Annotated in this window: 28 protein-coding genes, 1 tRNA gene and 1 riboswitch; of the genes, 21 read left to right on the forward strand and 8 right to left on the reverse strand. The window is 68.9% G+C overall.

From position 1 onward, the window contains the following. Positions 1-198 precede the first annotated feature (198 nt). From E0H50_RS42280 to arc, 4 genes are all read left to right on the forward strand, one after another. Positions 199-1047 (forward strand): intradiol ring-cleavage dioxygenase, encoded by an 849-nt coding sequence (locus E0H50_RS42280; RefSeq protein ID WP_131296983.1) that lies wholly within the window; start codon positions 199-201, stop codon positions 1045-1047. A gap of 35 nt (positions 1048-1082) precedes the next feature. Next, positions 1083-2237 carry a M50 family metallopeptidase gene (locus E0H50_RS42285; RefSeq protein ID WP_238151714.1) on the forward strand — a complete coding sequence of 385 codons (1155 nt, stop codon included), beginning with the start codon at positions 1083-1085 and terminating at the stop codon, positions 2235-2237. A 73-nt stretch (positions 2238-2310) separates the two neighbouring features. Then, positions 2311-3273 carry a tRNA (adenine-N1)-methyltransferase gene (locus E0H50_RS42290; RefSeq protein ID WP_131296985.1) on the forward strand — a complete coding sequence of 321 codons (963 nt, stop codon included), beginning with the start codon at positions 2311-2313 and terminating at the stop codon, positions 3271-3273. A 100-nt stretch (positions 3274-3373) separates the two neighbouring features. Further along, positions 3374-5119 (forward strand): proteasome ATPase, encoded by a 1746-nt coding sequence (gene arc / locus E0H50_RS42295; protein WP_131296988.1) that lies wholly within the window; start codon positions 3374-3376, stop codon positions 5117-5119. A 65-nt stretch (positions 5120-5184) separates the two neighbouring features. Here arc and E0H50_RS42300 read toward each other — a convergent pair whose 3' ends face one another. After that, on the reverse strand, positions 5185-5535 hold the full coding sequence (locus E0H50_RS42300; protein WP_131296991.1) for an immunity protein Imm33 domain-containing protein: 351 nt from the start codon (positions 5533-5535) through the stop codon (positions 5185-5187). 277 nt (positions 5536-5812) lie between these two features. On the opposite strand from E0H50_RS42300, the gene E0H50_RS42305 reads away from it, so the two are divergent. Then, positions 5813-6154 carry a hypothetical protein gene (locus E0H50_RS42305; RefSeq protein ID WP_131296994.1) on the forward strand — a complete coding sequence of 114 codons (342 nt, stop codon included), beginning with the start codon at positions 5813-5815 and terminating at the stop codon, positions 6152-6154. Here E0H50_RS42305 and E0H50_RS42310 read toward each other — a convergent pair. From E0H50_RS42310 to E0H50_RS42325, 4 genes are all read right to left on the reverse strand, one after another. After that, on the reverse strand, positions 6151-7017 hold the full coding sequence (locus tag E0H50_RS42310; RefSeq protein WP_131296997.1) for a hypothetical protein: 867 nt from the start codon (positions 7015-7017) through the stop codon (positions 6151-6153). The genes E0H50_RS42305 and E0H50_RS42310 overlap by 4 nt on opposite strands. Further along, positions 7014-7616, reverse strand: coding sequence for an RNA polymerase sigma factor (locus E0H50_RS42315; RefSeq protein ID WP_238151715.1), 603 nt, complete (start codon positions 7614-7616; stop codon positions 7014-7016). Before E0H50_RS42315 ends, E0H50_RS42310 begins: the two co-directional genes overlap by 4 nt. A 72-nt stretch (positions 7617-7688) precedes the next feature. Continuing rightward, the gene (locus E0H50_RS42320; RefSeq protein ID WP_131297001.1) at positions 7689-8429 is read right to left on the reverse strand and encodes a phosphotransferase; all 741 of its coding nucleotides are present in this window, start codon (positions 8427-8429) and stop codon (positions 7689-7691) included. Beyond that, the gene (locus tag E0H50_RS42325) at positions 8426-8911 is read right to left on the reverse strand and encodes an NUDIX hydrolase (RefSeq protein ID WP_238151718.1); all 486 of its coding nucleotides are present in this window, start codon (positions 8909-8911) and stop codon (positions 8426-8428) included. The genes E0H50_RS42320 and E0H50_RS42325 overlap by 4 nt, the downstream gene beginning before the upstream one ends. A gap of 82 nt (positions 8912-8993) precedes the next feature. Between E0H50_RS42325 and dop the strand changes: the two genes are divergently transcribed. From dop to E0H50_RS42395, 14 genes are all read left to right on the forward strand, one after another. After that, positions 8994-10514, forward strand: a complete 1521-nt coding sequence (gene dop, locus E0H50_RS42330) for a depupylase/deamidase Dop (protein WP_131297006.1) — start codon at positions 8994-8996, stop codon at positions 10512-10514. Positions 10515-10569: 55 nt separating this feature from the next. Further along, entirely contained in the window at positions 10570-10779 is a 210-nt protein-coding gene (locus E0H50_RS42335) for a ubiquitin-like protein Pup (protein ID WP_130448384.1), read from the forward strand. Positions 10780-10787: 8 nt separating this feature from the next. Continuing rightward, positions 10788-11630 carry a proteasome subunit beta gene (gene prcB / locus E0H50_RS42340; RefSeq protein WP_131297009.1) on the forward strand — a complete coding sequence of 281 codons (843 nt, stop codon included), beginning with the start codon at positions 10788-10790 and terminating at the stop codon, positions 11628-11630. Positions 11631-11678: 48 nt separating this feature from the next. After that, positions 11679-12560, forward strand: coding sequence for a proteasome subunit alpha (prcA, locus tag E0H50_RS42345; RefSeq protein WP_131297011.1), 882 nt, complete (start codon positions 11679-11681; stop codon positions 12558-12560). After that, positions 12557-13171 (forward strand): NUDIX hydrolase, encoded by a 615-nt coding sequence (locus E0H50_RS42350; RefSeq protein WP_131297014.1) that lies wholly within the window; start codon positions 12557-12559, stop codon positions 13169-13171. The genes prcA and E0H50_RS42350 overlap by 4 nt, the downstream gene beginning before the upstream one ends. Positions 13172-13174: 3 nt before the next feature. Beyond that, entirely contained in the window at positions 13175-13993 is an 819-nt protein-coding gene (locus E0H50_RS42355; RefSeq protein WP_131297017.1) for a hypothetical protein, read from the forward strand. Continuing rightward, positions 13993-14077, forward strand: a riboswitch (ZMP/ZTP riboswitch). It overlaps the preceding gene by 1 nt. Before the next feature lie 19 nt (positions 14078-14096). Further along, positions 14097-14957, forward strand: a complete 861-nt coding sequence (locus E0H50_RS42360; protein WP_131297019.1) for a bifunctional 5,10-methylenetetrahydrofolate dehydrogenase/5,10-methenyltetrahydrofolate cyclohydrolase — start codon at positions 14097-14099, stop codon at positions 14955-14957. A 31-nt stretch (positions 14958-14988) separates the two neighbouring features. Then, complete coding sequence (aroH, locus tag E0H50_RS42365) at positions 14989-15357, forward strand: chorismate mutase (protein ID WP_130385491.1); 369 nt, start codon at positions 14989-14991, stop codon at positions 15355-15357. Further along, positions 15354-16418 (forward strand): prephenate dehydrogenase, encoded by a 1065-nt coding sequence (locus E0H50_RS42370; protein ID WP_131297021.1) that lies wholly within the window; start codon positions 15354-15356, stop codon positions 16416-16418. Before aroH ends, E0H50_RS42370 begins: the two co-directional genes overlap by 4 nt. A gap of 31 nt (positions 16419-16449) precedes the next feature. Continuing rightward, a complete protein-coding gene (cmk, locus tag E0H50_RS42375; protein ID WP_131297024.1) occupies positions 16450-17142 on the forward strand; it encodes a (d)CMP kinase in 693 nt (230 codons plus the stop codon). Continuing rightward, positions 17132-17860 carry a lysophospholipid acyltransferase family protein gene (locus E0H50_RS42380; RefSeq protein ID WP_131297028.1) on the forward strand — a complete coding sequence of 243 codons (729 nt, stop codon included), beginning with the start codon at positions 17132-17134 and terminating at the stop codon, positions 17858-17860. Before cmk ends, E0H50_RS42380 begins: the two co-directional genes overlap by 11 nt. Then, a complete protein-coding gene (der, locus tag E0H50_RS42385) occupies positions 17853-19220 on the forward strand; it encodes a ribosome biogenesis GTPase Der (RefSeq protein ID WP_131297031.1) in 1368 nt (455 codons plus the stop codon). The genes E0H50_RS42380 and der overlap by 8 nt, the downstream gene beginning before the upstream one ends. Positions 19221-19290: 70 nt before the next feature. Further along, positions 19291-19365, forward strand: a tRNA-Pro gene (locus E0H50_RS42390). Positions 19366-19651: 286 nt separating this feature from the next. Next, positions 19652-20311 carry a hypothetical protein gene (locus E0H50_RS42395; RefSeq protein ID WP_131297033.1) on the forward strand — a complete coding sequence of 220 codons (660 nt, stop codon included), beginning with the start codon at positions 19652-19654 and terminating at the stop codon, positions 20309-20311. On the opposite strand, the gene E0H50_RS42400 is transcribed toward E0H50_RS42395, so the two are convergent. Continuing rightward, the gene (locus tag E0H50_RS42400) at positions 20219-22393 is read right to left on the reverse strand and encodes an MMPL family transporter (RefSeq protein ID WP_131297036.1); all 2175 of its coding nucleotides are present in this window, start codon (positions 22391-22393) and stop codon (positions 20219-20221) included. The genes E0H50_RS42395 and E0H50_RS42400 overlap by 93 nt on opposite strands. A 78-nt stretch (positions 22394-22471) precedes the next feature. Beyond that, on the reverse strand, positions 22472-23020 hold the full coding sequence (locus E0H50_RS42405) for a TetR/AcrR family transcriptional regulator (RefSeq protein WP_131297038.1): 549 nt from the start codon (positions 23018-23020) through the stop codon (positions 22472-22474). 111 nt (positions 23021-23131) lie between these two features. Between E0H50_RS42405 and E0H50_RS42410 the strand changes: the two genes are divergently transcribed. Then, complete coding sequence (locus E0H50_RS42410) at positions 23132-24073, forward strand: S1C family serine protease (RefSeq protein WP_131297042.1); 942 nt, start codon at positions 23132-23134, stop codon at positions 24071-24073. Here the strand turns inward: E0H50_RS42410 and E0H50_RS42415 are convergent. Further along, positions 24063-24596: a GNAT family N-acetyltransferase gene (locus E0H50_RS42415; protein WP_131297043.1), complete on the reverse strand. Its 534-nt coding sequence runs from the start codon at positions 24594-24596 to the stop codon at positions 24063-24065. The two genes, E0H50_RS42410 and E0H50_RS42415, sit on opposite strands and share 11 nt — an antisense overlap. Before the next feature lie 23 nt (positions 24597-24619). Here E0H50_RS42415 and E0H50_RS42420 point away from each other — a divergent pair, with 23 nt between their 5' ends. Continuing rightward, positions 24620-25255, forward strand: a complete 636-nt coding sequence (locus E0H50_RS42420) for a tetratricopeptide repeat protein (RefSeq protein ID WP_238151716.1) — start codon at positions 24620-24622, stop codon at positions 25253-25255. Positions 25256-25407 lie beyond the last annotated feature (152 nt).

Genomic DNA, 25407 nt, shown 5'->3' on the forward strand with positions numbered 1-25407 from the left:
GGCCGGGAGCAGAAGGAGTCGCAAAGCGCTCCAGCATCCCGACCCGCCAACACCAAGTCTACGAATCCGTCGGCGGCTTGACATCCCTTAGGAACTCAGTTCGCCCGCACCCCACCCCGTACCTGTGGAAAACCGCTTCACAGGAAACTCCCAGCAGACTCACGGCGGGGCGTCGGGTCGCGTTGGCATGCTCGTCACATGACGCCACCGACACAGCCCCCGCCGAACCATGACCGCGGTCTCGAGTACGACCTCGCGACTTTGCACCGTCGCCGCTTCCTCGGCCTGTTCACGGCCGCCGGCCTCGCCGCGGTCGCGGGCTGTTCGGCCGACGACAGTACGACGACGAGTACGCCGAGCAGTACGGCGACCAGCGCCACACCGTCGACCAGCTCGAGTGCGACGACCGATGCCTCCATCGACGTCGACGAGATCCCGCAGGAGACCGGCGGACCGTACCCGGGCGACGGGTCGAACGGGCCCAACGTCCTGACCCAGTCCGGCATCGTCCGCAGCGACATCACCAAGTCGTTCGGCTCCGCGTCCGGCGTCGCCACCGGCGTACCACTCACCGTGGAGTTGACCGTCGTCGACGCCGACCAGGACAAGGCCTTCGAAGGCGCCGCCGTCTACCTCTGGCACTGCGACGCCCAGGGCCGGTACTCGCTGTACTCCGACGGCGTGACGAACGAGAACTACCTGCGCGGTGTGCAGGCCGCGGACGGCTCCGGCAAGGTCACCTTCACCACGATCTTCCCGGCCGCGTACATGGGCCGCTGGCCGCACATCCACTTCGAGGTCTACGCCAGCACCGCCGAGGCCACCAAGGCCGGTCAGATCACCCGTACCTCGCAGCTCGCGCTCCCGAAGGACGTCTGCAGCACGGTCTACGCCACCGACGGGTACGACGGCAGCGCGCAGAACCTCAGCCAGACGTCGCTCGAGAACGACAACGTGTTCGGCGACGACGACGGCGTACATCAGCTCGCGACCGTCACCGGGGACGTCTCCGGCGGGTACGTCGCCACGCTGACGGTGGGTGTGTAGCAGCGAGTTAACACCGGCCAGATAGCGTTGGTGTGATGCCAGACTCGCGTGACCCTCAGAACCCCGCCCAGCCGGCCGGTCCACCACCGCCCGGAACGTGGGTGCTGGGGCGTGTCCGCGGCATCCGGCTGACCATGCGCTTCACCTGGCTGCCGGTGGCGATGCTGCTCGCGATCGGCTTCGCGGCCATCATCGGGCAGCAGTTCCCCGAGCTCGGCGGCTGGCGGTACGTCGCCGCGTTCGCGTTCGTGGTCGCGTTCACGGTGTCGATCCTGATCCACGAGCTGGCGCACGCGCTGATGGCGATGCGGTTCGGCATCGGCGTCTCGGAGATCAACCTCGGGTTCTTCGCGGCCGGCACGCATATCGAGGGGGAGCGGAAGTCACCGCTCGAGGAGTTCGCGGTCTCGGTCGTCGGCCCGATCGCGTCGCTGATCGTCGGCGGCCTCGCGTACCTCGGGTCCCGCGCCTTCGACGAGGGCGTGGGGTACGTCGCTCTGTGGGAACTCGGCGTGGCGAACCTGATCGTCGGCGTCACGAACCTGCTGCCCGGCCTGCCGCTGGACGGCGGCTGGGTGCTGCGGGCGATCGTCTGGAAGCTCACCGGCAACATGCACACCGGCACGATCGCGGCGGCGTGGGCCGGCCGGATCCTCGCGATGGCGGTGCTGGCGCTCCCGGTGCTGCTCGAGGAGATCTGGGGCCGGCAGCCGTCGATGGTCGACTTCCTGATCGCGTTGCTCGTCGGTTTCTTCCTCTGGTCCGGCTCGACCGCGTCCCTGATGCAGGCCCGGCTGCGGCGCAAGCTGCCCGCCCTCCAGGTCCGCACGATGGCCCGGCGCGCCGTCGCCGTACATTCCGGTACGCCGCTCGCGGAGGCCGTCCGGCTCGCGGGGGAGGCGCACGCCGGGGCGGTCGTGGTGATCGACGGTGACGGGAAGCCGCACGCGCTGGTGTCCGAGACCGCGGTCGCCGCGGTCGCCCCGAACCAGCGCCCGTGGACCACGGTCAGCGAGGTCTCCACCCGGATCGGCGCGGGCCACATCATCGGCATCAACGACACCGGCGAGGAGATCCTCGCCACACTCCGCCGGCACCCCTCCTCGGAGTACCTGGTCCTCGACGCCGACGGCGGTGTGTACGGCGTCCTCGCGACCTCCGATGTAGAACGCGCTTTCCGTAGTCGCTGACCAGCCGCTGACCAGCCGGTGATGCCGTCCTGATTACAGGCTCGCGGTGACCGAAAGTTAAGGTGAGCGCCTTATGGCTGACTTGCGCGACTTTCCCGACCAGGCGTTCTCCGGCGTCCATCACGGACCGCTGCAGGAGGGCGAGTGGATCACCCTGCAGGACTCCAAGGGCCGCCGGCACTCGGTCAAGCTGGAGCGTGGGAAGACCTTCCACACGACCAAGGGCGGGATCGAGCACGACGACCTGATCGACGGCCCGGACGCGGTCACGATCCGGTCCAAGGGCAACGTCGAGTACCTCGCGCTGCGGCCGCTGATGGCCGACTACTCGGTCTCGATGCCGCGCGGCGCCGCGGTGATCTACCCGAAGGACACCGCGCAGATCGTCACGATGGCCGACATCTTCCCGGGCGCCAAGGTGGTCGAGGCCGGCGCCGGTTCCGGCGCGCTGACCACCGCGCTGCTGCGCGCGGTCGGGATCCACGGCCAGGTGATCTCGTTCGAGCGCCGCGAGGACTTCGCCGAGGTCGCCCGCAAGAACGTGACCGGCTTCTTCGGCGCCGAGCACCCGGCCTGGCGGCTCGAGGTCGGCGACCTGGTCGAGAAGCTGAACGAGCAGGACGTCGACCGCGTCGTCCTCGACATGCTGGCGCCGTGGGAGTGCGTTGACGTGGTCGCTGAGGCACTTTCACCGGGTGGGGTGTTCTGTGCCTATGTGGCCACCACGACGCAGCTGAGCCGCGTTGTGGAGACGCTGAGGGCACACGGCGAGTTCACCGAGCCGCGCGCGTGGGAGTCTCTCGTGCGAGACTGGCATGTAGAGGGTCTCGCCGTCCGTCCGGGCCACCGGATGCAAGGACACACGGCCTTCCTGGTCACCGCCCGGAGGATGGCGCACGGGGTGCAGGCACCCCGCAAGAAGCGCCGTCCGGCACCGGGCGCGTACGGCGACGACTACGCCGGTCCGCGCCGCCCTGAGGCGGCCGGTGTGCCGTCGTCCGAAGTATCCGTGGAAACTTCCGGCGACATGCCGTAGGCAACGGACTCCATCCGCAACCGACACGTGATGGGATTCAGCTTGCCCGGCGAGGTTTTCTGGGTAAGGTCCATAGGGTCGAGCCCCACATGGTGAGGTGATGATCGTGGCTGGAGACGAGAGTCCTACCGCGGCAGAACTGCGTAACCAGGTCCGGTACCTGGAAGCCGAAGTCGCGGCGTTGCGACGTCGGCTGCTCGAGCACCCGGCAGACAGCCGGTCGCTCGAGAGCAGGCTGTCCGAAACCCAGGCCTCCTTGGCGAGTGTCACCGCTCAGAACGAGCGGCTGGCGGACACGCTGCGGGAGGCGCGAGAGAAGATCATCGCCCTGAAGGAGGAAGTCGACCGGCTGGCGCAACCGCCGTCCGGTTTCGGCACCTTCCTCGGACGGAACGAAGACGACACGCTCGACGTGTTCACCGGCGGCCGGAAACTCCGGGTCGCGGCGAGCCCGTCGGTGGACCTGGACGCGCTCAAGCTCGGCCAGGAACTGATGCTGAACGAAGCACTCAACGTGGTCGAGGCCTGTGACTTCGAGGTCGTCGGCGACGTGGTGATGCTGAAGGAGCTGCTCGCCGACGGCGAGCGGGCGCTGGTGATCGCGCAGGCCGACGAGGAGCGCGTGGTGCGACTCGCCTCGCCGCTGCTCGACGTACCCCTGCGGGCCGGTGACTCGCTGTTGCTCGAGGCCCGCTCCGGCTACGTCTACGAGAAGATCCCGAAGTCCGAGGTCGAGGAGCTGATCCTCGAAGAGGTTCCGGACATCGACTACACCCAGATCGGCGGCCTGTCCGGCCAGATCGAGCAGATCCGGGACGCGGTCGAGCTGCCGTACCTGCACAAGGACCTGTTCCTCGAGCACGAGCTGAAGCCGCCGAAGGGCGTGCTGCTCTACGGCCCGCCAGGCTGCGGCAAGACGCTGATCGCGAAGGCGGTGGCGAACTCGCTGGCCAAGAAGGTCGCCGAGCGCACCGGGACCGAGGGCCAGAAGTCGTTCTTCCTGAACATCAAGGGCCCCGAGCTGCTGAACAAGTACGTCGGTGAGACCGAGCGGCACATCCGCCTGGTCTTCCAGCGGGCCCGGGAGAAGGCGTCCGAGGGCATGCCGGTGATCGTGTTCTTCGACGAGATGGACTCGCTGTTCCGCACCCGCGGATCCGGTGTGTCGTCCGACGTGGAGAACACCATCGTTCCGCAGTTGCTGAGCGAGATCGACGGTGTCGAGGGACTGGAGAACGTCCTGGTCATCGGCGCCTCGAACCGCGAGGACATGATCGACCCGGCGATCCTGCGGCCCGGCCGGCTGGACGTGAAGATCAAGATCGAGCGCCCCGACGCCGAGGCGGCCCGGGACATCTTCTCGAAGTACCTGACCGCCAACCTGCCGCTGCACGTCGACGACCTCGGCGAGTTCGGCGGCGACCGGCAGGGCTGCGTGGACGGGATGATCCAGCGCACGGTCGAGCGGATGTACACCGAGGCCGACGAGAACCGCTTCCTCGAGGTCACCTACGCCAACGGTGACAAGGAGGTCCTGTACTTCAAGGACTTCAACTCGGGCGCGATGATCCAGAACATCGTCGACCGGGCGAAGAAGATGGCGATCAAGGCGTTCCTGGACGAGAACCAGAAGGGCCTGCGGGTGCAGCACCTGCTGCAGGCCTGCGTGGACGAGTTCAAGGAGAACGAGGACCTGCCGAACACCACCAACCCGGACGACTGGGCCCGGATCTCCGGCAAGAAGGGCGAGCGGATCGTCTACATCCGGACGCTCATCTCCGGCAAGCAGGGCACCGAACCCGGCCGCTCCATCGACACGGCCACGAACACCGGTCAGTACCTGTAGCTCACGGCATCATCGAAATCGGCCCGTCACCTGGGAGAACAGGTGGCGGGCCGAGCCTCGACGTCTCAGGCTCGATGGCCGGGCGGGACGTAGAAGTTCTCGGGCGGGATCTGCTTGCCGGATTCGTTGTCGAGGATCTTGATCCCGTCGTCATCGACAAGTTGGAGGTCGGTGCCGACGGGGAAGTCCCAGATGCCGATCAGGGCGGGTTCGATCTCGCAGAGGCGGTTGTAGTCGACGATCTGCAGGTTGGCGGTGTCGGCGAGGTATCCGGCGGTGTCGATGCCGGAGAAGATCCGCCACCCGTTGTCCGCGGGGGCCCTGGACTCCTCGCGGGTCATCCACTTGATGCGTCCGGCGCCGCTGAGGACGTTCTTCGTGGTCAGGCTCGCGCCCGCCTTCGGAATGAACTGCATCTCGCCCCTCCAGGGATGTCGCTTCGCTTCGGCGCGGCGGTGCGCGTGCTCGCGGGCAGCTTACGACCAGCGGCCCGAGCTCGTTGAGCGGTGCGTACTTCAAGGCCTGCGTCCTACACGGCAGGCGAACTGCGAGAAGTCATCACCGTGCAGCACCTCGAACCACGGCGAGGCGCACATCTACGACCTGAAGGTCCAGCACAACTGAGTACGGCCCGGGGTGCCGCTGGGGTTTCCCCTGATACCCCGGCGGCACGCCCGCACGTACCGTGCTGGCATGGGGACGGACGAGGTGCGGAAGGACCTGCGGGCTGCGGTGGCGGCGCGGCAGGAGCTGGGACCGGAGTACGAGGCTGAGATCATCGACAGCTTCCTGGAGAAGCTCGACGCGCGGGACCGGCACCGCAGTGCCGGGCTGCTGCCCGAGCCTGCCCCGCGACCGCGGCACCCGAGCCGGGAGACCGACCCGGGTGGACTCGCGCTGGCGATCGTGTCGATCGTCGCCGCGATCCCGATCACCGCGATCGCGGCCGGCATGATCGGCCCGTTCGGCGTCGTGATCTGCTGGGCCGGTCTGGTCGCGATCAACTTCGCCCGCACCATGGCGCGCCGTCGCTAGCGAAGCTGCACCTGCCGGCCCTGCGCGTCGAACGCGCGGACCTCGGTCGGCAGGCGCTGACCGACCTTGAACTTCCCGTTCGCCTGGACCTCGATGTAGGCGAAGCCACCGTCGACCACACCGCTGGTCCACGGTCCGGGCCTGCCGTTCAGGACGTACCGCGCCTCGATCTTCGCGACGTCCGGATGCGACCGGTAGAGCCGCCACGCCTGCAGCGTGGTGAGGTCGTTCGTGAAGTCGCCGTCCGAGGTGCCAAGCGTCACCAGAGCGCGCTCTGCCGTGGGCTGGGTCTGCCACGCCCGGTCCTCCAGCCGTGCGACCGCTCCGACGGCGCCGAGCTTGGCGCTCGGTGGTGTCCGTGTCAGGCAGGTCCGGTACCCGAGCTTGGCGGTGGAGGGTGCTCCTCCCTTCCCGGGCTTGCGACCACCCGGGGTCCCGCTCGGCTGAGCGGTGGCCCTCTTGGTGTTCCGCGCCACGGCCACCAGTGCTGTGCTGTCCTTGGTGATTCCCCGGACGTGGCGGCTCCAGACGAGTTCGGCAGGACCCCCCTCGCCCGGGAACTGGCATTCAGCGATGATCTTGGCCAGGTCGCTCCGCGGCACCGCACCGAGGTCGACGCCGACCTTGGCCTCGGGGGAGGCCGACGTACCGGCCACATCGACGTCACTGGGTGACTGGTGGGTGACGACGAGCGTGCCGGCGACCACGGCCGCGACCGCTGCTACGCCGACCACGGGGGCGATCCGGTGCCGGGCCGCGCGCTGCGGAGCGGGTCGTGTCTTCTCCATCAGCTGGTTGCGGATCCGGGAGCGCTCGGCAGCGCTCATCGGCGGAACGCGCGGCGGCTCGAGCTGGGTGTTCATGAGAGCTCCTCGTTGAGGGCGACCCGGGTCAGCAGGTCGGGGAAACGGCGACGGGTGCGGTGCAGGCGGGCCTTGACGGTCCCGACCGGTACGCCGAGGGCTTCCGCCGCCTCGGCTGTGGTGAGTCCGGACCAGACGACGAGCTCGAGCGTCTCGCGTTCGTGCCGGGGCAGCTTGGCCACGGCCCGGCGGATCGCGGACATCCGGCGCTCGTCGTCCAGGCGGCGGGCGACGTCGGGGGCATGGTCGTCGTCGGGCGCCGGGTCCGGCAGCCGATCGACGAGCCCGCGCAGGCGGCTGGCGGCCCGGGCCAGCGTCCGGCACTCGTTGCCGGCCACGATCAGCAGCCAGCCGCGAGCGCTGGCTCCGGTCAGCGGACCCGGTGGGTTGCGCTGGAAGCGCCGCCAGGTGCTCAGGAAGGTCGCCTGGACCACGTCGTCGGCGGTGCTCCAGGACGCGGTACGCCGGAACGCGAACGCCCGTACGTCGTCGGCGTACCGGTCGAAGAGCTCGCCGAGCGCGAAGTGGTCCCCGACGCGTAACCGATCCCAGAGTTCCCGGTCGATCGCTGAACCCTCGCCTGCGGATGCGGTGGCCATCGACGGCTCCGTATCGTCACTCAGGATGATGTTCACACCAGGAAGTGACCGGCCGGGTGCCGGGTGGTTGCATCACAGTGCGGCGAGGATCTCCGGAACGCCGTTCGCGACGTCCTCGGGCAGGTCGAGCAGCAGGCCGCGGTGGACGCCGTACCAGGGGGAGAGGCGGGCCCAGTCCGTTGCGCGTTCGACCAGGTCAGGGGCGGGTTGGTAGACCTCGAGCAGCCCTTCCGCGACGGCCTCCGGTGCGCCGTTGAGGGGCCAGCAGAGGTCGAGCGCGGGGTCGCCGATCAGGGCGTCGGTCCAGTCGATGATTCCGGTGATCCGTCCGCCGGTCATCAGGATGTGGTCCGGACCAAGGTCGCAGTGAACCGGGGCGGTCCGGACGTTCGCGACGCGGTCCAGCAGCTCGGTCGCTGCGGTCCGGACCTCTGCCGGCAGCAACGGCACGATCTGGTCGCGGCACTCGTCCAGAAAGGCGGTCTTCTCGGCTGTAGCGGTCGCTGCGTCCAGAGCGCCGTACGCCACGGCCTCTGTGGTGTCGACCGCGTGCAACGCCTTCAGAAAGGCACCCAGCGCTCGGCCCGTGTCAATGCCGCCATCGGTGAACGGTTCGCCGGGGAGCAGGAGGTGTCGTACGCCGTCCGTTGTCAGCTCAGGGACCGGGATCGGTAGCGGGAGCTGAGGTGCGAGCCAGGGGAGGAGGGTGGCCTCGGCGAGCAGCCGCGGGCGAACGGCGGGGCGGCGCGGTGCCCGGTGGATCCACGGCCCGTCGATCCAGGCGTGGCTGTCCCACCCCCCGAGGATCGTCATACCAGGCTCCGGACGTACGGCCCCAGCACCGCCAGCGTGTCCGGCATGAACGACCACTCGTCGAACTTGGCCACCAGCTCGGCCGGCGACATCCACGCGCCCCACGCGACCTCTTCGGGCTGATGCTGCACCGGACCGTCCCAGACACAGGTGTACAGGTACGCGTGGTACCGCGTGTTCTCGTCGGCGTAGTCGTCCTCCGGCAACCGCGTCAGCTCCACACCGGCGATCCCGAGCTCCTCCTCCAGCTCCCGTACGACGGCATGGAACGGGTCCTCACCGGCCGCGACGACCCCGCCGGCGGCGAAGTCGTACCGGCTCGGGTACACGTCCTTGGTCGGCGTCCGCCGATGCACGTAGATCTGCCCGGCGGAGTTCAGAACGACGACGCCGGTCGCGGAGTGCCGCAGGTTGTCGCGCCGCATCACCGACCGTGGCGCCGCACCGGTGACTTCGTTGTCCTCGTCCAGAATCGCCACCATCTCGTCCACTCGCGCAGTCTCACAGATAACCCTGTGGACACAGCAACCCCTTTAGTCGCCGGCACCGCGTAGGCTCGGTCGCATGAGTGTTCGGCGGATCATGGGTACCGAGACCGAGTTCGGGATCTCGGTGCCGGGCCAGCCCGGGGCGAACCCGATGCTGACCTCGAGTCAGGTGGTGAACGGCTACGCGCAGACGCAGCCGCTCGCGCGCAAGACCCGGTGGGACTTCGACGAGGAGCACCCGCTGCGGGACGCGCGAGGATTCGACCTCAGCCGGGAGGTGGCGGACTCCAGCCAGCTCACCGACGAGGAGACCGGCCTGGCGAACGTGATCCTCACCAACGGCGCCCGGCTGTACGTCGACCACGCCCACCCGGAGTACTCCGCGCCCGAGACCACGAACCCGCGGGACGCGGTGGTCTGGGACAAGGCCGGTGAGCTGGTGATCATGGAGGGCGCCCGGCAGGCCCGCCTGATCCCCGGTGCGCCGCAGCTGAACCTCTACAAGAACAACACCGACAACAAGGGCGCGTCGTACGGTTCGCACGAGAACTACCTGATGCGCCGGTCGACGCCGTTCGCGTCGATCGTGCGGCACCTGACCCCGTTCTTCGTGAGCCGTCAGGTGGTCACCGGCGCCGGCCGGGTCGGGATCGGCCAGGACGGCGCGGCACACGGTTTCCAGATCAGCCAGCGGGCCGACTACTTCGAGGTCGAGGTCGGGCTGGAGACGACGCTGAAGCGGCCGATCATCAACACCCGCGACGAGCCGCACGCGAACCCGGACCGGTACCGGCGGCTGCACGTGATCATCGGCGACGCGAACCTGTCCGAGATCTCGACGTACCTCAAGGTCGGGACGACGTCGCTGGTGCTGGCGATGATCGAGGACGGCTGGCTCACCGACGACCTCGGCGTCGACCGGCCGGTGACCGCGCTGCACGAGGTCAGCCACGACCCGTCCTGCACGCACCTGCTGACGATGAAGGACGGTCGTAAGCTCACCGCCGTCCAGTTGCAGACGGAGTACCTGGAGCAGGCCCGCAAGTACGTCGAGGACAAGTACGGCGACGACGCGGACCGGCAGACCAAGGACGTGCTGCACCGCTGGGAGCAGGTGCTCGATCAGCTCGCCATCGATCCGATGAGGCTGTCCGACCAGCTCGACTGGGTCGCGAAGTACAAACTGCTCCAGTCCTACCGTGACCGCGACGGTCTGGAGTGGGACGACTCGAAGCTGCACCTGGTCGACCTGCAGTACGCCGACCTGCGTCCGGACAAGGGTCTGTATTACAAGTTGGTGAAATCCGGCCGGATGCAGCGGATCGTCACCGACGAGGAGATCCGGATGGCCGTCGCGCACCCGCCGACCGACACCCGGGCGTACTTCCGCGGCCGCTGCATGCAGCAGTACGCGCCGCAGGTCGCGGCGGCCTCCTGGGACTCGGTGATCTTCGACCTGCCCGGTAAGGAGTCGCTGCAGCGAATCCCGACCCTGGACCCGTTGCGGGGCACGAAAGCGCATGTCGGGGCACTTCTTGACCAATGCGACACCGCAAGTGACCTGGTTCGCACCATTACTGGGGGTGCCGCCGGGTAGGGTCGCTAGTGAGGGTCGGTTGGGCGGCCCTCCCAGCGGTTCTAGGAGGTGTGCCATGGCGAAGGACGGCGGTCAGCAGCACAAGCAGCCGAAGCGTTCGTCGACCGAGGAAGAGGTCGAGCAGGTCGAGGCGTCGGAGGACGTCCAGGAGCGGAAAGAACGGCTCGACGAGGACGTCGACTCGATCCTGGACGAGATCGACGAGGTCCTCGAGGAGAACGCCGAGGAGTTCGTCCGCGGATTCGTGCAAAAGGGTGGGGAGTGAACCGCTCGATGACATCTGATGCCTCCGGCCGGCTGCCGGAAGCCTTCCTGACCCCAGGCGGCTCGTCGTTCATGGACTTCCTGGCCGGGCACGCGCCCGACCTGTTGCCCGGACGACGGTCCCTGGGGCAGGGTGACCTGTCCAGCGAAGTCCCGCACGGTACGACGATCGTGGCCGCCACCTTCCCCGGTGGCGTGATCATGGCCGGCGACCGGCGGGCCACGATGGGCAACATCATCGCCCAGCGTGACATCGAGAAGGTGTTCCCCGCCGACGAGTACTCGGCGGTCGCGTTCGCCGGCTCGGCCGGCTTCGGGATCGAGATGGTCCGGTTGTTCCAGGTCGAGCTGGAGCACTACGAGAAGCTCGAGGGCGCCACCCTCAGCCTCGACGGCAAGGCCAACCGGCTCAGCGCGCTGATCCGCGGCAACCTGCCGATGGCCATGCAGGGCCTCACCGTGGTGCCGCTGTTCGCGGGCTACGACGAGGACATCAAGGGCGGCCGGATCTTCTCCTACGACCCGACCGGCGGGCGGTACGAGGAGACCCACTTCTACAGTGTCGGCTCGGGTTCGCTGTTCGCCCGCGGCGCGCTGAAGAAGCTGTACCGCGAGGACCTGTCCGAGTCCGACTGCGCGACGGTGGCGATCCAGTCGCTGATCGACGCGGCCGACGACGACTCGGCGACCGGCGGCCCGGACATGCTGCGCCGGATCTTCCCGGTGGTCGGCGTGGTCACCGCGGACGGTTACCGGCGGCTGCCGGAGGACGAGGTGGCGGCGCTCGTCGACGCGGCCTGGGCCCAGCGGCACGAGCGTCCCGACGGCCCGGCCGCGGGCTCCCTGACCTGACCATCCCCTTGATCCTGCCGATCGACTGATTAGAGGACGACACCTTCGATGAGCGTTCCGTTCTACGTCTCGCCCGAGCAGCTGATGCGGGACCGGGCCGACTTCGCCCGGAAGGGCATCGCCAAGGGCCGCAGCGCGATCGCGCTGCAGTACGCCGACGGCATCCTGTTCGTGGCCGAGAACCGCTCGCCCGCCCTGCACAAGGTGGCCGAGATCTACGACCGGATGGCGTTCGCCGCCGTCGGCCGGTACAACGAGTTCGAGAACCTGCGGATCGCCGGCGTCCGGCTCGCCGACATGCGCGGGTACTCCTACGACCGGCGCGACGTCACCGGCCGGGCGCTCGCCAACGCGTATGCGCAGACGCTCGGCGCGATCTTCTCCTCCGGCGGCGAGAAGCCCCTCGAGGTGGAGATCCTGGTCGCCGAGATCGGCGCCGGCGTGGCCGACGACCAGATCTACCGGCTCACCTACGACGGCTCGATCGCGGACGTCCGCGGGTACGCCGTGATGGGCGGCGCCGCCGACACGGTCGCGGAGTACATCGGCGAGCACTACACCGAGGGCATCTCGCTGGCCGGCGCACTCCGGCTCGCGGTGGACGCGCTCGGCCACGACGGCACCGAGGTCCGGGAGCTGACCCCGGACCAGCTCGAGGTCGCGGTCCTGGACCGGACCCGGACCCAGGTGCGCAAGTTCAAGCGGATCTCCGAGGAGTCGCTGGCCGGCATCCTCAGCGAATCCAGCCCCGCGGTGGACGAGAAGGCGGCCGACTCGGACGCCGTCTCCGACGAGGGCTCGAGTCCTGACTCGACTTCGGATGCCGGCGACTCCGGTGAGTCGTCGGCGGGTGACGCTCCGGTTGCTCCGCCGGCGGACGACGCACCGGTAGCCCCGCCGGAGGATCCCGACGACGACCGTCCGCTGTGACGGACCAGCTCGAGGACTCAGCCGCCACCCACGAGGTGGCGGCTGAGTCCTCTCGGCCCACTGACCCGGCTCCGTGGGAATTGCTGGGGGAGGAGCCTGGCTTCCACCGGTTCCTGACCGTCAACCTGCGGCGGTACCGGATGCCAGACGGGCGTGAGGTCGACTGGGACGTGTTCGGCCCGAAGTCCGAGGCCGGGATCACGTCCGGGGTGACCGTGCTGCCGTTGACGCCTGAGGGCCGGATCGTCACGGTGCGGATGTTTCGCGCCGGTCCGGACCGAGTGGTCACCAACCTGCCCGGCGGCTTCGTCGAGCCGGACGAGGACCCGGCGCTGGCCGGTGCCCGCGAGCTCGAGGAGGAGACCGGCTACACCTGCGAGTCGCTCGACCTTGTCGGCTGGCAATGGGCGTCGGCCTCGTCGACGTACCGCAAGTACGTCGCGATCGCGCGTGGTTGCCGTCCCGACGGCAAACAGCAACTGGACGAGACCGAGGACTGCGTGCCGGTCGAGCTGACCGTGGATGCCTTTCGTGCCGAGTTGCGCACTCCCGGTGCGATGACCGGGATCGATGCGGCCTACCTCGCCCTCGACCACGCCGGGCTCCTCTGACCCATGCCCAAGGCGAACCAGTCGACCAACGTCCGGACCTGGTCCAAGACGGTCCCGTCGTACGGCCTGCGGTTGAGTGACCTCGACCTGTACGTCCTGAAGAATCACGACGATCTGCTGCGCGTCCTCGGGCACGAACGCGTCGCGGGCCCGACACGCCTGACATTGGTCAGCTGGGCTGTCCACATGGTGTTCCTGTTCGCGCTCGTCGGCGGGGTGAGCACCCTCGGCGGCGAGATGTTCAGCACGTACGGCGGCCGGACCGTGCGCACAGGTACGGCGGATCCGCTCGACAACGACATCGGCGTACCTCTGACGTCATGGTGTTTCACCGTGGTGCTGATCGGCGTGCTGCTGGTGGCTGTCCGGTGGTGGCGGACGGACCGGCACCGGGACGGCCTGGAGATCGGGTATCTGGTGGCGACCGTCGCCTGCGGTGCGCTCGCGCTCGGGCAGCTCGTGAGTGACCGCGGCGTCGACGCCTTCGCCGCGGCGTCGATCCCGGTCTGGGCAGCTGCCGTGAGCGCCGCCGTTCTGCTCGCTGCCGTGCTGCTCTTCTCCCGCGGGCGCCGGGTCCCGGTCCCGAACACTTTCCGCCGCATCGACACACCGGACCCGCAGCAGGCGATCGCGCTGGTCGACGCACTGGAACCCAAGGAACGGGACAAGCTGCTCGGTGAGCGTCGGCGGGCGATCGAACGTCTGCGGGAGCGCGGCCTGATCGATGCTGCTGAGGCGGCACAGGTCGAGTCGCTGCCTCTCGGCGCGTCGACGACCATCGCCCCTGCCGGCGAGTCCCACGGGCCGCGGTCGGTATCCTGACGGTGGACCGCGACTGGCGCTGAGGTGGACGACCACCGGGGAACGGTCTGCCAACTGGCTTCGCCGCGCGCCTGGGCACCTTCTACCGCGGAGGAGTGCGCAGATGAGTGCAGAGTTGATGATCGGGACCGACCTTGCCGCCGAGATGGTCGCCAAGGCCGCCGAACGGGCGCGGGTCCTGCAGGAGCAGTACGGCGTACAGCCGTGCCTGGCGACCGTGCTGGTCGGTGACGACCCGGCGTCCGCGACGTACGTGCGGATGAAGCAGAACCGCTCGAAGAAGGCCGGGATCGCGTCCCGCAGCGTCGTACTGCCGGCGTCGACGACGACGGACGAACTGGTCGCCGAGATCACGAAGCTTTCCGATGACCCGGCCGTGCACGGGATCCTGCTGCAGCACCCGGTGCCGCCGCAGATCGACGAGCGGGCCGCGTTCGAGGCGATCGACCCGGGCAAGGACGTCGACGGGGTCACGATGCGGTCGTTCGCCGCGATGGCCTTCGGCGATCCGGGATTCCGGTCCGCGACGCCCGGCGGGATCATGCGGTTGCTGGCGGCGTACGACGTACCGCTCGAAGGGGCGCACGCGGTGGTGATCGGCCGCAGCCCGATCCTCGGTAAGCCGGCCGGCATGTTGCTGCTGGCATCGAACGCCACCGTCACGTACGCGCACTCCCGGACCCGGGACCTGCCCGCGCTGGTCCGGACCGCGGACGTGGTGATCGCCGCGGTCGGCAAGGCGAACTTCGTCCGCGGCGACTGGCTGAAGCCGGGCGCGGTCGTGGTCGACGCCGGGTACAACGAGGGCAATGTCGGTGACGTGCACTTCGCGGAGGCGGCCGAGGTCGCGCGCCTGATCACGCCGGTTCCGGGCGGTGTCGGGCCGATGACGATCGCACTGCTGCTGGAGCAGACGCTCGACGCCGCTGAGACGGCTGTCCAGTCCTTGACTACTCTGGCCTAGGGTTGGGGGAGACGAACCAAGGAGGCGAGACGTGGCGGTACGGGCGATCCGGGGTGCCACCCAGCTGGACGTGGACGAGCGCGAGCACCTGCTCGAGCGGTCCGCGGAGCTGGTGAAGGCGGTCCTGGAGGCGAATGATCTGGAGAACGAGGACCTGATCAGCATCCTGTTCACCGTCACGTCGGACCTGCGTTCGGAGTTTCCCGCGGTCGCGGGCCGGCAGATCGGGCTGACCGATGTACCGCTGATGTGCATGCAGGAGATCCCGGTGCCGCATGCGCTGCCGCGGGTGGTGCGGCTGATGGTGCACACCGAGACGCCGCGGTCCCGGGACAAGATCCAGCACGTCTACCTGCACGGCGCGGTCGCGCTCCGCCCAGATCTGACCGGCGCCCAGTGAGCGAGTTACGGGGGCCGGTCCGGATCGTCGGCACCGGGTTGATCGGTACGTCGATCGGTCTCGCGCTGGCGCGGCTCGGTGTGGTCGTGGAGCTCGTCGACGGGAACCCGGACAACGCGCTGATGGCGGAGCGGATCGGCGCCGGCTCGCGGCTGGTGGAGATCGAGCCGCAGCTGGTCGTGGTCGCCGTACCACCGGATCACGTCGGCGCGGTCGTCGCGGAGCAACTGCGGCAGACGCGCGCGATCGTGACCGACGCGGCGAGTGTGAAGTCCAAGCCGTTGGCCGATGCGCGTGCGCTGACCGACGACGTCACCCGGTACGTCGGCAGTCACCCGATGGCGGGCTCCGAGCGCAACGGCCCGCTGGCGGCGCGCGCGGACCTGTTCGACGGCGCGACCTGGGCGATCACGCCGCACGCGACGAGCGCTCCGGAAGCAGTCGATCTGGTACGGCGGCTCGCCGAAGCCTGTGGCGCCCGCACGGTGGAGATGTCGGTGGAGGACCACGATCTCGGGGTCGCCCGGGTGTCGCACCTCCCGCATCTGATGTCCGCGCTCGCCGCGGGCACCCTGGCGGATGCGCCGTCCTCCCATCTCGAACTGTCCGGTCAGGGGGTTCGCGACGTCACCCGGATCGCGGCCGGCGACCCCCGGCTGTGGACCCAGATCGTGTCCGCGAACTCGACCGCGCTGACCGGCCTGCTGGAGCAGATCCGCGGCGAGCTCGACCGGCTCCTCGTTGCCCTCGGCAAGGAAGAGGCGGCCGACGAACTGACCGCGATCCTCGGCCAGGGCGTGTCCGGCGCGGTCCGCGTCCCGGGCAAGCACGGTACGCCGCACATCGACCTCGTCACGGTCCTCGTCACGATCCCGGACCGCCCGGGCCAGCTGGCCCGCCTGTTCGCCGACGCTGCCGAGTCCGGCGCCAACGTCGAAGACCTCCGCATCGACCACAGCCCCGGCCGCCCGGTCGGCGAGGTCGAACTCGCCGTCAAGCCCGGTTCGGTCGACCAGCTGGTCGACGTCCTGACCGAGCGCGGGTGGGTGGTCCACAGATAGTTTGTCCCCGGGCGAAGGTAATCTTCGGGGCATGATCATCGCTGTTGACGGGCCGAGTGGCTCCGGTAAGTCGAGCACCGCGCGGGGCGTGGCCTCCCGCCTCGGCCTGCGGTACCTGGACACCGGTGCGACGTACCGCGCGGTGACCTGGTCGGCCCTCGATCGCGGGCTGGACCTGGACGACACGGCGGCGGTCGCGCAGCGGGCACGGGAGCTCGAGCTGGAGATCAGCACCGACCCGGACCACCAGTTCGTGATCGCCGACGGAACCGACGTCACGGCCGCGATCCGGGAGCCGCGGATCAGCGAGGTGGTGTCGAAGATCGCCACCAACCTGGACGTCCGCAAGGAGCTGATCCGGCGGCAGCGGGCCGTCATCGACGCCGCCCAGGAAGCAGGAGAGCCGAGCGGCGGGATCGTCGTCGAGGGCCGCGACATCGCCACCGTGGTCGCCACCGACGCCGAGCTCAAGGTGCTGCTGACCGCCGACCAGGAGGCGCGGATGGCGCGCCGCGGGGCGGAGCTGGGTTCGGTCACCGCCGAGCAGCTCCGGGACCAGATCGTCCGCCGGGACGCGGACGACGCGACCGTGTCGGAGTTCCAGGTCGCCTCCGACGGAGCGGTCACCGTCGATTCGACGTACATGACCCTGGACGAGGTCGTCGAGGTGATCAGCCGGCTCGCGCTCGAGAGTGTTGCCCAGGGCCGGAGTTATGACGGCTGAGGTCACCGGGCACAAGGACCTGCCCCGTACCGACGATCTGCCCGCACTGCCGTACCGGATGGCGCTCCCGCTGCGGACGCTCGCCCGGCCGTACTTCCGCCGCAAGTACCGGCTGACCGTGCACTACGAGGACCGGTTCCCGCTGACCGGTCCGCTGCTGATGGCGCCGAACCACCTCAGTCTGCTCGACGGGCCGCTGCTCGGGGCGATCGCGCCGAGGATGCTGCACCAGCTCGGCAAGATCGAGGTGTTCGGCGGCGTCCAGGGGGCGATCCTGCGCCGGACCGGTCAGATCCCGGTCGACCGGTCGACGTACGACGTTCTCGCGGTCCGGCGGTCGATCAAGGTACTGCGGGACGGCCGGGTGCTGAGCATCTATCCGGAGGGCACCCGCGGCCCGGGCGACTTCAGCCGGATCCGGACCGGGGTGGCGTACCTGGCGATGGTGACCGGGGCACCGATCCTGCCCGTCGCGCTGATGGGGACCCGGCTGCCCGGGGGCGACGTGGAGGGTTTTCCGCCGGCCGGCAGCCGCATCGACGTGGTGTACGGCGAGCCTTTCGCCGTCGAGCGCGTACCCTTTCCCAGGAGACACTCCGACGTACAGGCGGTCGCCGGCCAGATCGGCGACGTGTTGCGCGCCCATGTGAAGGCGGCCGTCGACGAAACCGGCCACCCGCTTCCGGGCTGGCGAGACCAGAAGGACCCTGATGACTGACCTGCCCACCGAAGCACCGACGCACGACCGCGAAGACACCGGCCCGCTGCCGGTCCTCGCGATCGTCGGGCGGCCGAACGTGGGCAAGTCCACGCTGGTCAACCGCATCATCGGCCGTCGCGAGGCGGTCGTCGAGGACACTCCGGGCGTCACCCGCGACCGCGTGTCGTACGACGCGAACTGGGCCGGCCGCGAGTTCACGGTCGTCGACACCGGCGGCTGGGACCCGGACGCGGTCGGCATGGCCGCCCTGGTCGCGGCTCAGGCCGAGGTCGCGATCAACGCCGCCGACGCGGTGCTGTTCGTGGTCGACGCCGTGATCGGCATCACGGACGCCGACGAAGCGGTCGTCCGGGTGCTGCGGAAGTCCGGCAAGCCCGTCGTACTGGCCGCGAACAAGGTCGACGACCAGCGCATCGAGTCCGAGGCGATGAACCTGTGGAGCCTCGGCATCGGCGAGCCGTACCCGGTGTCCGGCATGCACGGCCGCGGCACGGGCGACCTGCTGGACGCCGTTCTCGAGGCGTTGCCGGAGGCACCGACGGAGCGCGACGGCGAACTCGGCGGACCGCGCCGGGTCGCGATCGTCGGCAAGCCGAACGTGGGCAAGTCCTCGCTGCTCAACAAGGTCGCCAAGGAGGACCGGGTCGTCGTCAGCGACGTCGCCGGTACGACGGTCGACCCGGTCGACGAACTGATCACGCTCGGCGGCCAGGAGTGGCGGTTCATCGACACCGCCGGCATCCGGCGCAAGGTGAAGAACGTCCAGGGACATGAGTACTACGCCTCGCTGCGGACCAACGCCGCGATCGAGCGGGCCGAGGTCGTCGTGGTCGTCATCGACGCCTCCGAGTCGCTCACCGAGCAGGACCTGCGGATCATGAACGCGGTCGAGGAAGCCGGCAAGGCGCTGGTGATCGCGTACAACAAGTGGGACCTGATGGACGAGGAGCGCCGCTACTACCTGGAGCGCGAGATCGACCGCGACCTGGTGCAGTTCCGCTGGGCGCCGCGGGTCAACATCAGCGCGCTCACCGGCTGGCACATGGACCGCCTCGTCCCAGCCATCGAGGCCGCGCTGGAGGGCTGGCAGACCCGCGTCCCGACCGGCCAGCTGAACGCCTTCCTCGGCCGCCTCGTCGCCGCCCACCCGCACCCGGTCCGCTCCGGCAAACAGCCGAAGATCCTGTTCGGCACCCAGGCCACCACGATGCCCCCCACCTTCGCGATCTTCACCTCCGGCCAGATCGAGGCGTCGTACCAGCGCTTCATCGAACGCCGCCTCCGCGAAGACTTCGGCTTCGTAGGTAGCCCGGTCCACGTCCAAATCCGAGCCCGCCAAAAGAACAAGAAACGCTAACCGAACCCGGTAAGAACCAGTGCGTCAGATGCTGTAAGGTAATGCTCGGTTCGTTCGTAGAACGAGTCGGCGGGCTGTGGCCTAGCTTGGTTAAGGCGCCGGCCTGGGGGGCCGGAGAGCCCGAGTTCAAATCTCGGCAGCCCGACCGCATGAGGGGCACCGATTCTGTCGGTGCCCCTCTCTATGTTTGCCCCATGGACACCACCGGGAATCGACGTACCTGGACCGATGCTCAACTCTCCGAGGCAGTCGCGAGCAGCCCGTCGTGGCGCGCGGTCGCTCGTGCCTTGGGGTTGAAGAACACATCTACGGGAGCCATCCGGCGCCACGCAAAGCGGCTCGGACTGGACACGTCACACTTCACGGGACAGCGTCGCTGGACCGATCAGCGTCTCCGCGAGGCCGTGGCCAGCGCGAGCTGCTGGGCGGACGTGATCAGTGACCTCGGCATCGTCGACAACGGAGCAGAGCGGGTCCGGATCAAGAGTCATGCCGTCCGACTCGGCCTGGACTGCACGCATCTCAGGTCGCCACTGGCGCAGCCTGCACCAATCGGGGTCTTCGACGAGCCGGTCCGGCCCGAGATGTTGCGTTATTCGGCAGCGGCGTTGGCGATGGCCTGGTTCACCCTCCGAGGATGCGCCGTCGCGCTGCCGATCGAGCCTCAGGCATATGACCTGCTCGTCACGACGTCCGATGGCGTCCAGCGTGTGCAGGTGAAGTCCTGTGCAGCCCCAACCAAGCGCGGCTATTGGCATGTCGGCATAGGCCGGCGTCCGTACGTGCTCGACAAGACCGCGGGGAAGATCCCCTCTGACCCAGACTCGATCGACCTCTTCTTCATCGTGCTCGGTGACGGCGGCATCTACGTCATCCCTAGCTCCGTGCTGGCGGGGCGGGTCAGCATCTCGGCGGAAAGCTACACGCCGTACCGGGTGGGCGATGCGTCGAGTTTGTTGGGTGGGGCATCGGTGGAGGTTGATGCCCCACGGCGTTCGTCAATGTACGTCCGCGAGTTCCTTGGGATCCGGGGTCTTGTCGACCCGGAGGGTTTCGCCTTCGATGTCTACTCGGGGGGTGAGGCGGTCTAGCCACCTCGGGAACCACCAGGCTCGGTCGCCGAGGAGGCTGAGGATGGCGGGGACGAGGGTCATCCGGACCACGAAGGCGTCGATCAGTACGCCGATCGTGAGGCCGAAGCCGATCGCCTTGATGATCGGGTCCTCGACCAGGATGAAGCCGGCGAAGACGGACGCCATGATCAGGGCCGCGGCGGTGACGACGCGGGCGCCGTGGCCGAGGCCCTGAACGGTGGCGTCGTTCGCGTGCCGGCCGTGCACGAACTCCTCGCGTACGCGGGACACGATGAAGACCTCGTAGTCCATCGCCAGCCCGAACAGGATGCCCATCATGATGATCGGCAGGAAGCTCACCAGCGGACCGGGGGAGTCGACCCCGACCAGGCTCGCCAGATGCCCTTGCTGGAACACCGCGACCGTGATCCCGAACGTCGCCCCGATCGTCAGCACGAACCCGAGCGTCGCCTTCAACGGCACCAGCACCGACCGGAACGCCAGCAGCAACAGCAGGAACGACAGCCCGATCACCACGAAGAGGTACGTCGGCAACGCGTCGGACAACTTGTTCGACACGTCGACCCCGACGGCGGTGTTGCCGGTGACGGAGATACTTGCGTCGCCGGTGGCGAGCGGCTGCACCGCGGACCGCAGGTTCTTCACGAGGTCAGCGGTTTCCTCGCTGGCCGGTCCGCTCTTGGGGATCACCTGCAGCAACCGCGTCGTACCGTCCTGACTCGCTGCGGCCGGCTGCGCCGCAACCACATCCGGAAGGCCCTGGGCTTTACCCATCACCTGCTGCACCAGCGTGTTGGACGTCGCCGCGTCGTTGCTCTTCACAACCACGACGAGTGGCCCGTTGGCGCCGGGCCCGAACGCCGCGGCCGTCAGGTCGTACGCGACCCGCTGGTTGCTCCCGGCCGCCGCCGAAGCACCGTCCGGCAGCGCGAGCTGCATGTCCTTCGCCGGGACCGCCAGCAACCCCAGCCCGATGATGCCGACAGCAACGATCGGGACCCGGAAGCGCGTCACCAGCCGGCCCCACCGGAAACCGAAGCCTTCCTTGTGTGTCGCTTCGGCCGGCGCCTTGCGCAGCTTCCGCGGCAGCACCCGGTTGCCCACGAACCCGAGCAACGCCGGCAGCAACGTCAGCGCCACCAGCACCGCGGTCAGCACGGTCGCGGCCGCGGCGAGGCCCATCGCGGTCAGGAACGGTACGCCGACCACGGACAACCCGGCGAGCGCGATGACGACGGTCGCACCGGCGAACAGCACCGCCGACCCGGCCGTGGCGGTCGCTCGTGCGACCGATTCCTCGGGATCCATGCCTTCGCCCAGCTGTGATCGGTGCCGTGAGCTGATGAACAGCGAGTAGTCGATGCCCACCGCGAGCCCGAGCATCAGCGCCAGGATCGGCGCCGTCGACGACACGTCGGTGAACGCGGTCACGACGAACAGCCCGGCCATCCCGGCGAGTACGCCGAGGAGCGCCGTCACCAGCGTCATCCCGGCCGCCACGAGCGACCCGAACGTGACGACCAGGACGACGGCCGCGACCGCGACACCGAGGATCTCGGTCGCACCGATCTCTGGTACGCCGGCCTTGATCTGCCCGCCCGGCACCACCTGGAGATCACCCGAGCTCAGTCCGCTGAGACCGTCGTACCCGTCGACGCTCTCGTGCGAGAGCTCGTCCTGCGGTTTGTCGAACTGGACGCTGATCAACCCTGTCGTACCGTCCGGGCTGATCGCTTTGCTGGTGAACGGGTCGATCGCCGCGATCACCTCGGGTACCTTCGCGACCTTGGCGACGGTCGCACCGACGGCAGCCTTCACGGTCGGGTCGGCGAGCGTCTTGCCGTCCGGCGCCTTCACCACGACCGTTGCGGACGCGCCGCTGGCGGCGGGCAGCTCCTGCTTGAGCGCGTCGAGCGCGCGTTGCGACTCGGTGCCCGGGATCGAGAACGTGTTCGCGGTCTTGCCGCCCAGCGTCAGCGCGCCGACACCGAGGACGACGAGGAACAGCGCCCACAGTGCGGCGACCAGGCGCCGGCGCTGGTAGGAGAACCGGCCGAGCCGGTACAGGAGGTTGGCCATCGTGATCCGTTTCGGTGTCAGGTACGGCGTACGGGCAGAAGGGATCGCCCCGTGGCGGCGGGGGAGTCGGGTCGATGCTCAGGCGCGGCGGAGGATTCTCCGCAGGGCGATGTCACAGAGTCTTCGGAGGTCGTCGTCGGTGCGTTCCTGTGCGTGCCGGCACTCGCCGAGGAGGCCGTTGATGGCGAACTTCGCCAGGTCCTGCTCGAGCGGGTCGTCGGAGCCGGCCAGGTAGTCCGACAGTTGCAGGCCGTCGGCGACCAGTTGCCCGACCTCGGGCATCTGCTCGATCACCGGGAGGATGTCCTGGAGCACGTCGACGACGCCGCGATGCACGACAGCCAGGTCGATGAAGCTCTTGATGGCGAGCTCCTGTGCGTCGGCCCGGGACAGCTCGGCGGCGGCCTTGACGAGCGCGGCCACGTCGGCGGCGGCGGGCTCGAGGACGGCGGCGAGTACGGCGGGCTTGCCGCTGAAGTGGTAGAGCACGGTCGCCTTGGAGCAGCCGGCCGCGGTCGCGATGTCCTGCAGTGACGTCGCGTTGTACCCGCGGGCCTGGAAGAGGTCCATCGCTTGATGGACGATCTCGCGCCTGGTCCGCTCCCGCGCGGGGGTGGTGGCTGCCATGTCACGTAGCTTGCCTGACCGATCGGCCAGTTTTCAACCGATCGGTCAGTTTTGTGGTCCGGTTCACCCGGTTGTCCTCGGTGTAATGATGTAATTCAGGAGGCGAGAGCGATGACTGACGAGATTGCCGGGGACGACGTACTGGATGCCTATTCCCGCGTGGTCTCGGGCGTGGCCGCGCATCTGATCCCGCGGGTCGCGAGCCTGCGGATCCACAGCCGTCGGGGCGACTCGTCCGGTTCCGCCGTCGTGCTGACCGGCGACGGGCATCTGCTCACGAACGCGCACGTGGTCGGCGACGGCTCCGAGGCGGCGGCGGAGTTCGCGGACGGTACGACGGCGCAGGCCCGTGTGGTCGGAGTGGACCGGCTGTCCGATCTCGCCGTACTGCGGGCCGACCGGGAGATCCCCGATCCGCCGGAGTACGGCGACGCGGACCTGCTGAAGGTCGGGAACCTGGTGGTGGCCGTGGGCAATCCGCTCGGCCTGGCCGGGAGCGTGACCGCCGGTGTGGTGAGTGCGCTGGGCCGGTCGTTGCCGGTGCGTAGTGGCTCAGCTCAGCGCATCATCGAGGACGTGATCCAGACCGACGCCGCGCTGAACCCGGGCAACTCCGGCGGGGCCCTTGCCGACGGCAACGGGCGGGTGATCGGGATCAACACCGCGGTCGCCGGGATCGGGCTCGGTCTGGCGGTGCCGGTCAATCCGACCACGCGCCGGATCATCTACTCGCTGCTGCACGACGGTCGGGTGCGGCGCGCGTACCTCGGGCTGGTCACCAAGCCCGCGCCGCTGCCTCCACCTCTTGCCGAGCGCTTCGACCAGCGCACGGCCCTGCGGGTCGTCGAGGTCATCCCGGCCAGCCCGGCGGCTGCAGCGGGACTCCGGCAGGGCGATCTCGTCCTGGCCGTGAACGGCGTACAGCTTCGAGATGCGCAGTCCTTGCAGCGCCAGTTGTTCGAGGACGCGATCGCGCGCCGTACCGAGATCACCGCGATCCGGAACAACGCCCTGGTGGACGTGATCGCATACCCGGCCGAACTCAGCGATTGAGGTCGGCTCGTAGCAGGACGCAGGTGCCTGGTTCGAGCGGTGCGTTCGGGAAGGTGAAGTCGCGGGTGACCTCGGTGAATCCGAAGCGGCTGGTCAGGTCGAGGATCGGGGCGTTGGAGAGGTTGACGAAGGTGTAGATCTCGTCGGCGCGCTCCGCGGTCCAGCACATCCGGTCCTGGGTGAGCAGGTCGCCGATGCCGTGGCGGCGCCAGTCTGTCGAGACGATCAGGCCGATCAAGTAGTACCCGTCCGGAGCCGTGGTGGGTGGGTCGGCGGGGGAGATCTGGTGGCGGATCACTGCGCCGTAGCCGACTACGTCACCGTTGATCTCTGCGACGGCCGTGTAGCGGTCGGGGTTCTGGAGGTCGGCTTCCAGTCGGCTGCGGCGCTTGTCCACCGGCCCGCCGGTCCGCGTGACGATCAGTTCGGCGCAGGTGGTGAGGTCCGCGTCGACGGCCGGGCGGACCAGTACGTCGGCTGATTGCCGGGCGGCCCCGGGCTGGTACTCCGCGAAGCCGGTCATCCGCTCATCCTAGGATCTGCCGGGTGGACGAACTGATGCGGCAGGTCGACGAACTGTACGAACGGGCGATCTTCAACGGCGAGTACGACGGCCTGCCCGACGCGGACCGCGCACTGGACGCGGTCGAAGCGCGGCTGCTCCTGCAACGCGGCCGGATCCTGCACTGCCGCTTCCTGGAGACTCGCGCGGAGCCGGCGGACGAGTTGGCGTACTTCGAGCGGGCCGCGGAGCTGTTTCGCGGCACTGGCGACGAGCGCGGCGAGGCCGAGGCCCTGTTCTGGATCGGCTGCTTCCACCAGGTAGTCCGCGACGACAACCCGACCGCCGTCCCCTTCCTCACCAAGGCCGCCGACCTGTCCCGCAAGACCGGCGACCAACTCACCCTGTCCTACGCCCTCCGCCACTTGGGCATCGCCGCCCACATGGCCAACGAGTACGACGAGGCCCGCGCCCTGCTGGAGGAGTCGACAGCCCTCCGCCGCTCCGTCAACTTCACCCCAGGCGTAGCCGCGAACCTCGTCGGCCTCATCTACCTGGCAATCGCCCAGAACCGCACCGCCGACGCCCAAGCCCTAGCCACCGAAGCCACAACTCTCGCCACCGCCTCCGGCGCCCTGAAAATCACCGAACAGATCGAAGCAGCCCGCTCACGCATCTAACGCCGTGCTGGACGCCGGCTCGTGGTGCGTGGAGACCAGCTATTTGGGCTCTCGTGACTGACACGAAGAAGAACGTGACACGCTGCTCGGAACGTGGTTGGGGTGGGCTGGCGTCAGGTTGGGATGGGGTCGAAGCGGACGGTCAGGCCGAG

Source organism: Kribbella sindirgiensis, assembly GCF_004331435.1.
GTDB lineage: Bacteria > Actinomycetota > Actinomycetes > Propionibacteriales > Kribbellaceae > Kribbella > Kribbella sindirgiensis.

Coding starts and splice junctions, on each gene's coding strand:
- arc (WP_131296988.1), top strand. CDS start 3,374: ATGATCGTGGCTGGAGACGAGAGTCCTACCGCGGCAGAACTGCGTAAC.
- E0H50_RS42300 (WP_131296991.1), bottom strand. CDS start 5,535: ATGCAGTTCATTCCGAAGGCGGGCGCGAGCCTGACCACGAAGAACGTC.
- E0H50_RS42305 (WP_131296994.1), top strand. CDS start 5,813: ATGGGGACGGACGAGGTGCGGAAGGACCTGCGGGCTGCGGTGGCGGCG.
- cmk (WP_131297024.1), top strand. CDS start 16,450: ATGATCATCGCTGTTGACGGGCCGAGTGGCTCCGGTAAGTCGAGCACC.
- E0H50_RS42380 (WP_131297028.1), top strand. CDS start 17,132: ATGACGGCTGAGGTCACCGGGCACAAGGACCTGCCCCGTACCGACGAT.
- E0H50_RS42360 (WP_131297019.1), top strand. CDS start 14,097: ATGAGTGCAGAGTTGATGATCGGGACCGACCTTGCCGCCGAGATGGTC.
- E0H50_RS42415 (WP_131297043.1), bottom strand. CDS start 24,596: ATGACCGGCTTCGCGGAGTACCAGCCCGGGGCCGCCCGGCAATCAGCC.
- E0H50_RS42290 (WP_131296985.1), top strand. CDS start 2,311: ATGGCTGACTTGCGCGACTTTCCCGACCAGGCGTTCTCCGGCGTCCAT.
- prcA (WP_131297011.1), top strand. CDS start 11,679: ATGAGCGTTCCGTTCTACGTCTCGCCCGAGCAGCTGATGCGGGACCGG.
- E0H50_RS42405 (WP_131297038.1), bottom strand. CDS start 23,020: ATGGCAGCCACCACCCCCGCGCGGGAGCGGACCAGGCGCGAGATCGTC.
- E0H50_RS42280 (WP_131296983.1), top strand. CDS start 199: ATGACGCCACCGACACAGCCCCCGCCGAACCATGACCGCGGTCTCGAG.
- dop (WP_131297006.1), top strand. CDS start 8,994: ATGAGTGTTCGGCGGATCATGGGTACCGAGACCGAGTTCGGGATCTCG.
- E0H50_RS42335 (WP_130448384.1), top strand. CDS start 10,570: ATGGCGAAGGACGGCGGTCAGCAGCACAAGCAGCCGAAGCGTTCGTCG.
- E0H50_RS42400 (WP_131297036.1), bottom strand. CDS start 22,393: ATGGCCAACCTCCTGTACCGGCTCGGCCGGTTCTCCTACCAGCGCCGG.
- E0H50_RS42315 (WP_238151715.1), bottom strand. CDS start 7,616: ATGGCCACCGCATCCGCAGGCGAGGGTTCAGCGATCGACCGGGAACTC.
- prcB (WP_131297009.1), top strand. CDS start 10,788: ATGACATCTGATGCCTCCGGCCGGCTGCCGGAAGCCTTCCTGACCCCA.
- E0H50_RS42320 (WP_131297001.1), bottom strand. CDS start 8,429: ATGACGATCCTCGGGGGGTGGGACAGCCACGCCTGGATCGACGGGCCG.
- E0H50_RS42310 (WP_131296997.1), bottom strand. CDS start 7,017: ATGAACACCCAGCTCGAGCCGCCGCGCGTTCCGCCGATGAGCGCTGCC.
- E0H50_RS42285 (WP_238151714.1), top strand. CDS start 1,083: ATGCCAGACTCGCGTGACCCTCAGAACCCCGCCCAGCCGGCCGGTCCA.
- E0H50_RS42355 (WP_131297017.1), top strand. CDS start 13,175: ATGCCCAAGGCGAACCAGTCGACCAACGTCCGGACCTGGTCCAAGACG.
- der (WP_131297031.1), top strand. CDS start 17,853: ATGACTGACCTGCCCACCGAAGCACCGACGCACGACCGCGAAGACACC.
- E0H50_RS42410 (WP_131297042.1), top strand. CDS start 23,132: ATGACTGACGAGATTGCCGGGGACGACGTACTGGATGCCTATTCCCGC.
- E0H50_RS42325 (WP_238151718.1), bottom strand. CDS start 8,911: ATGGTGGCGATTCTGGACGAGGACAACGAAGTCACCGGTGCGGCGCCA.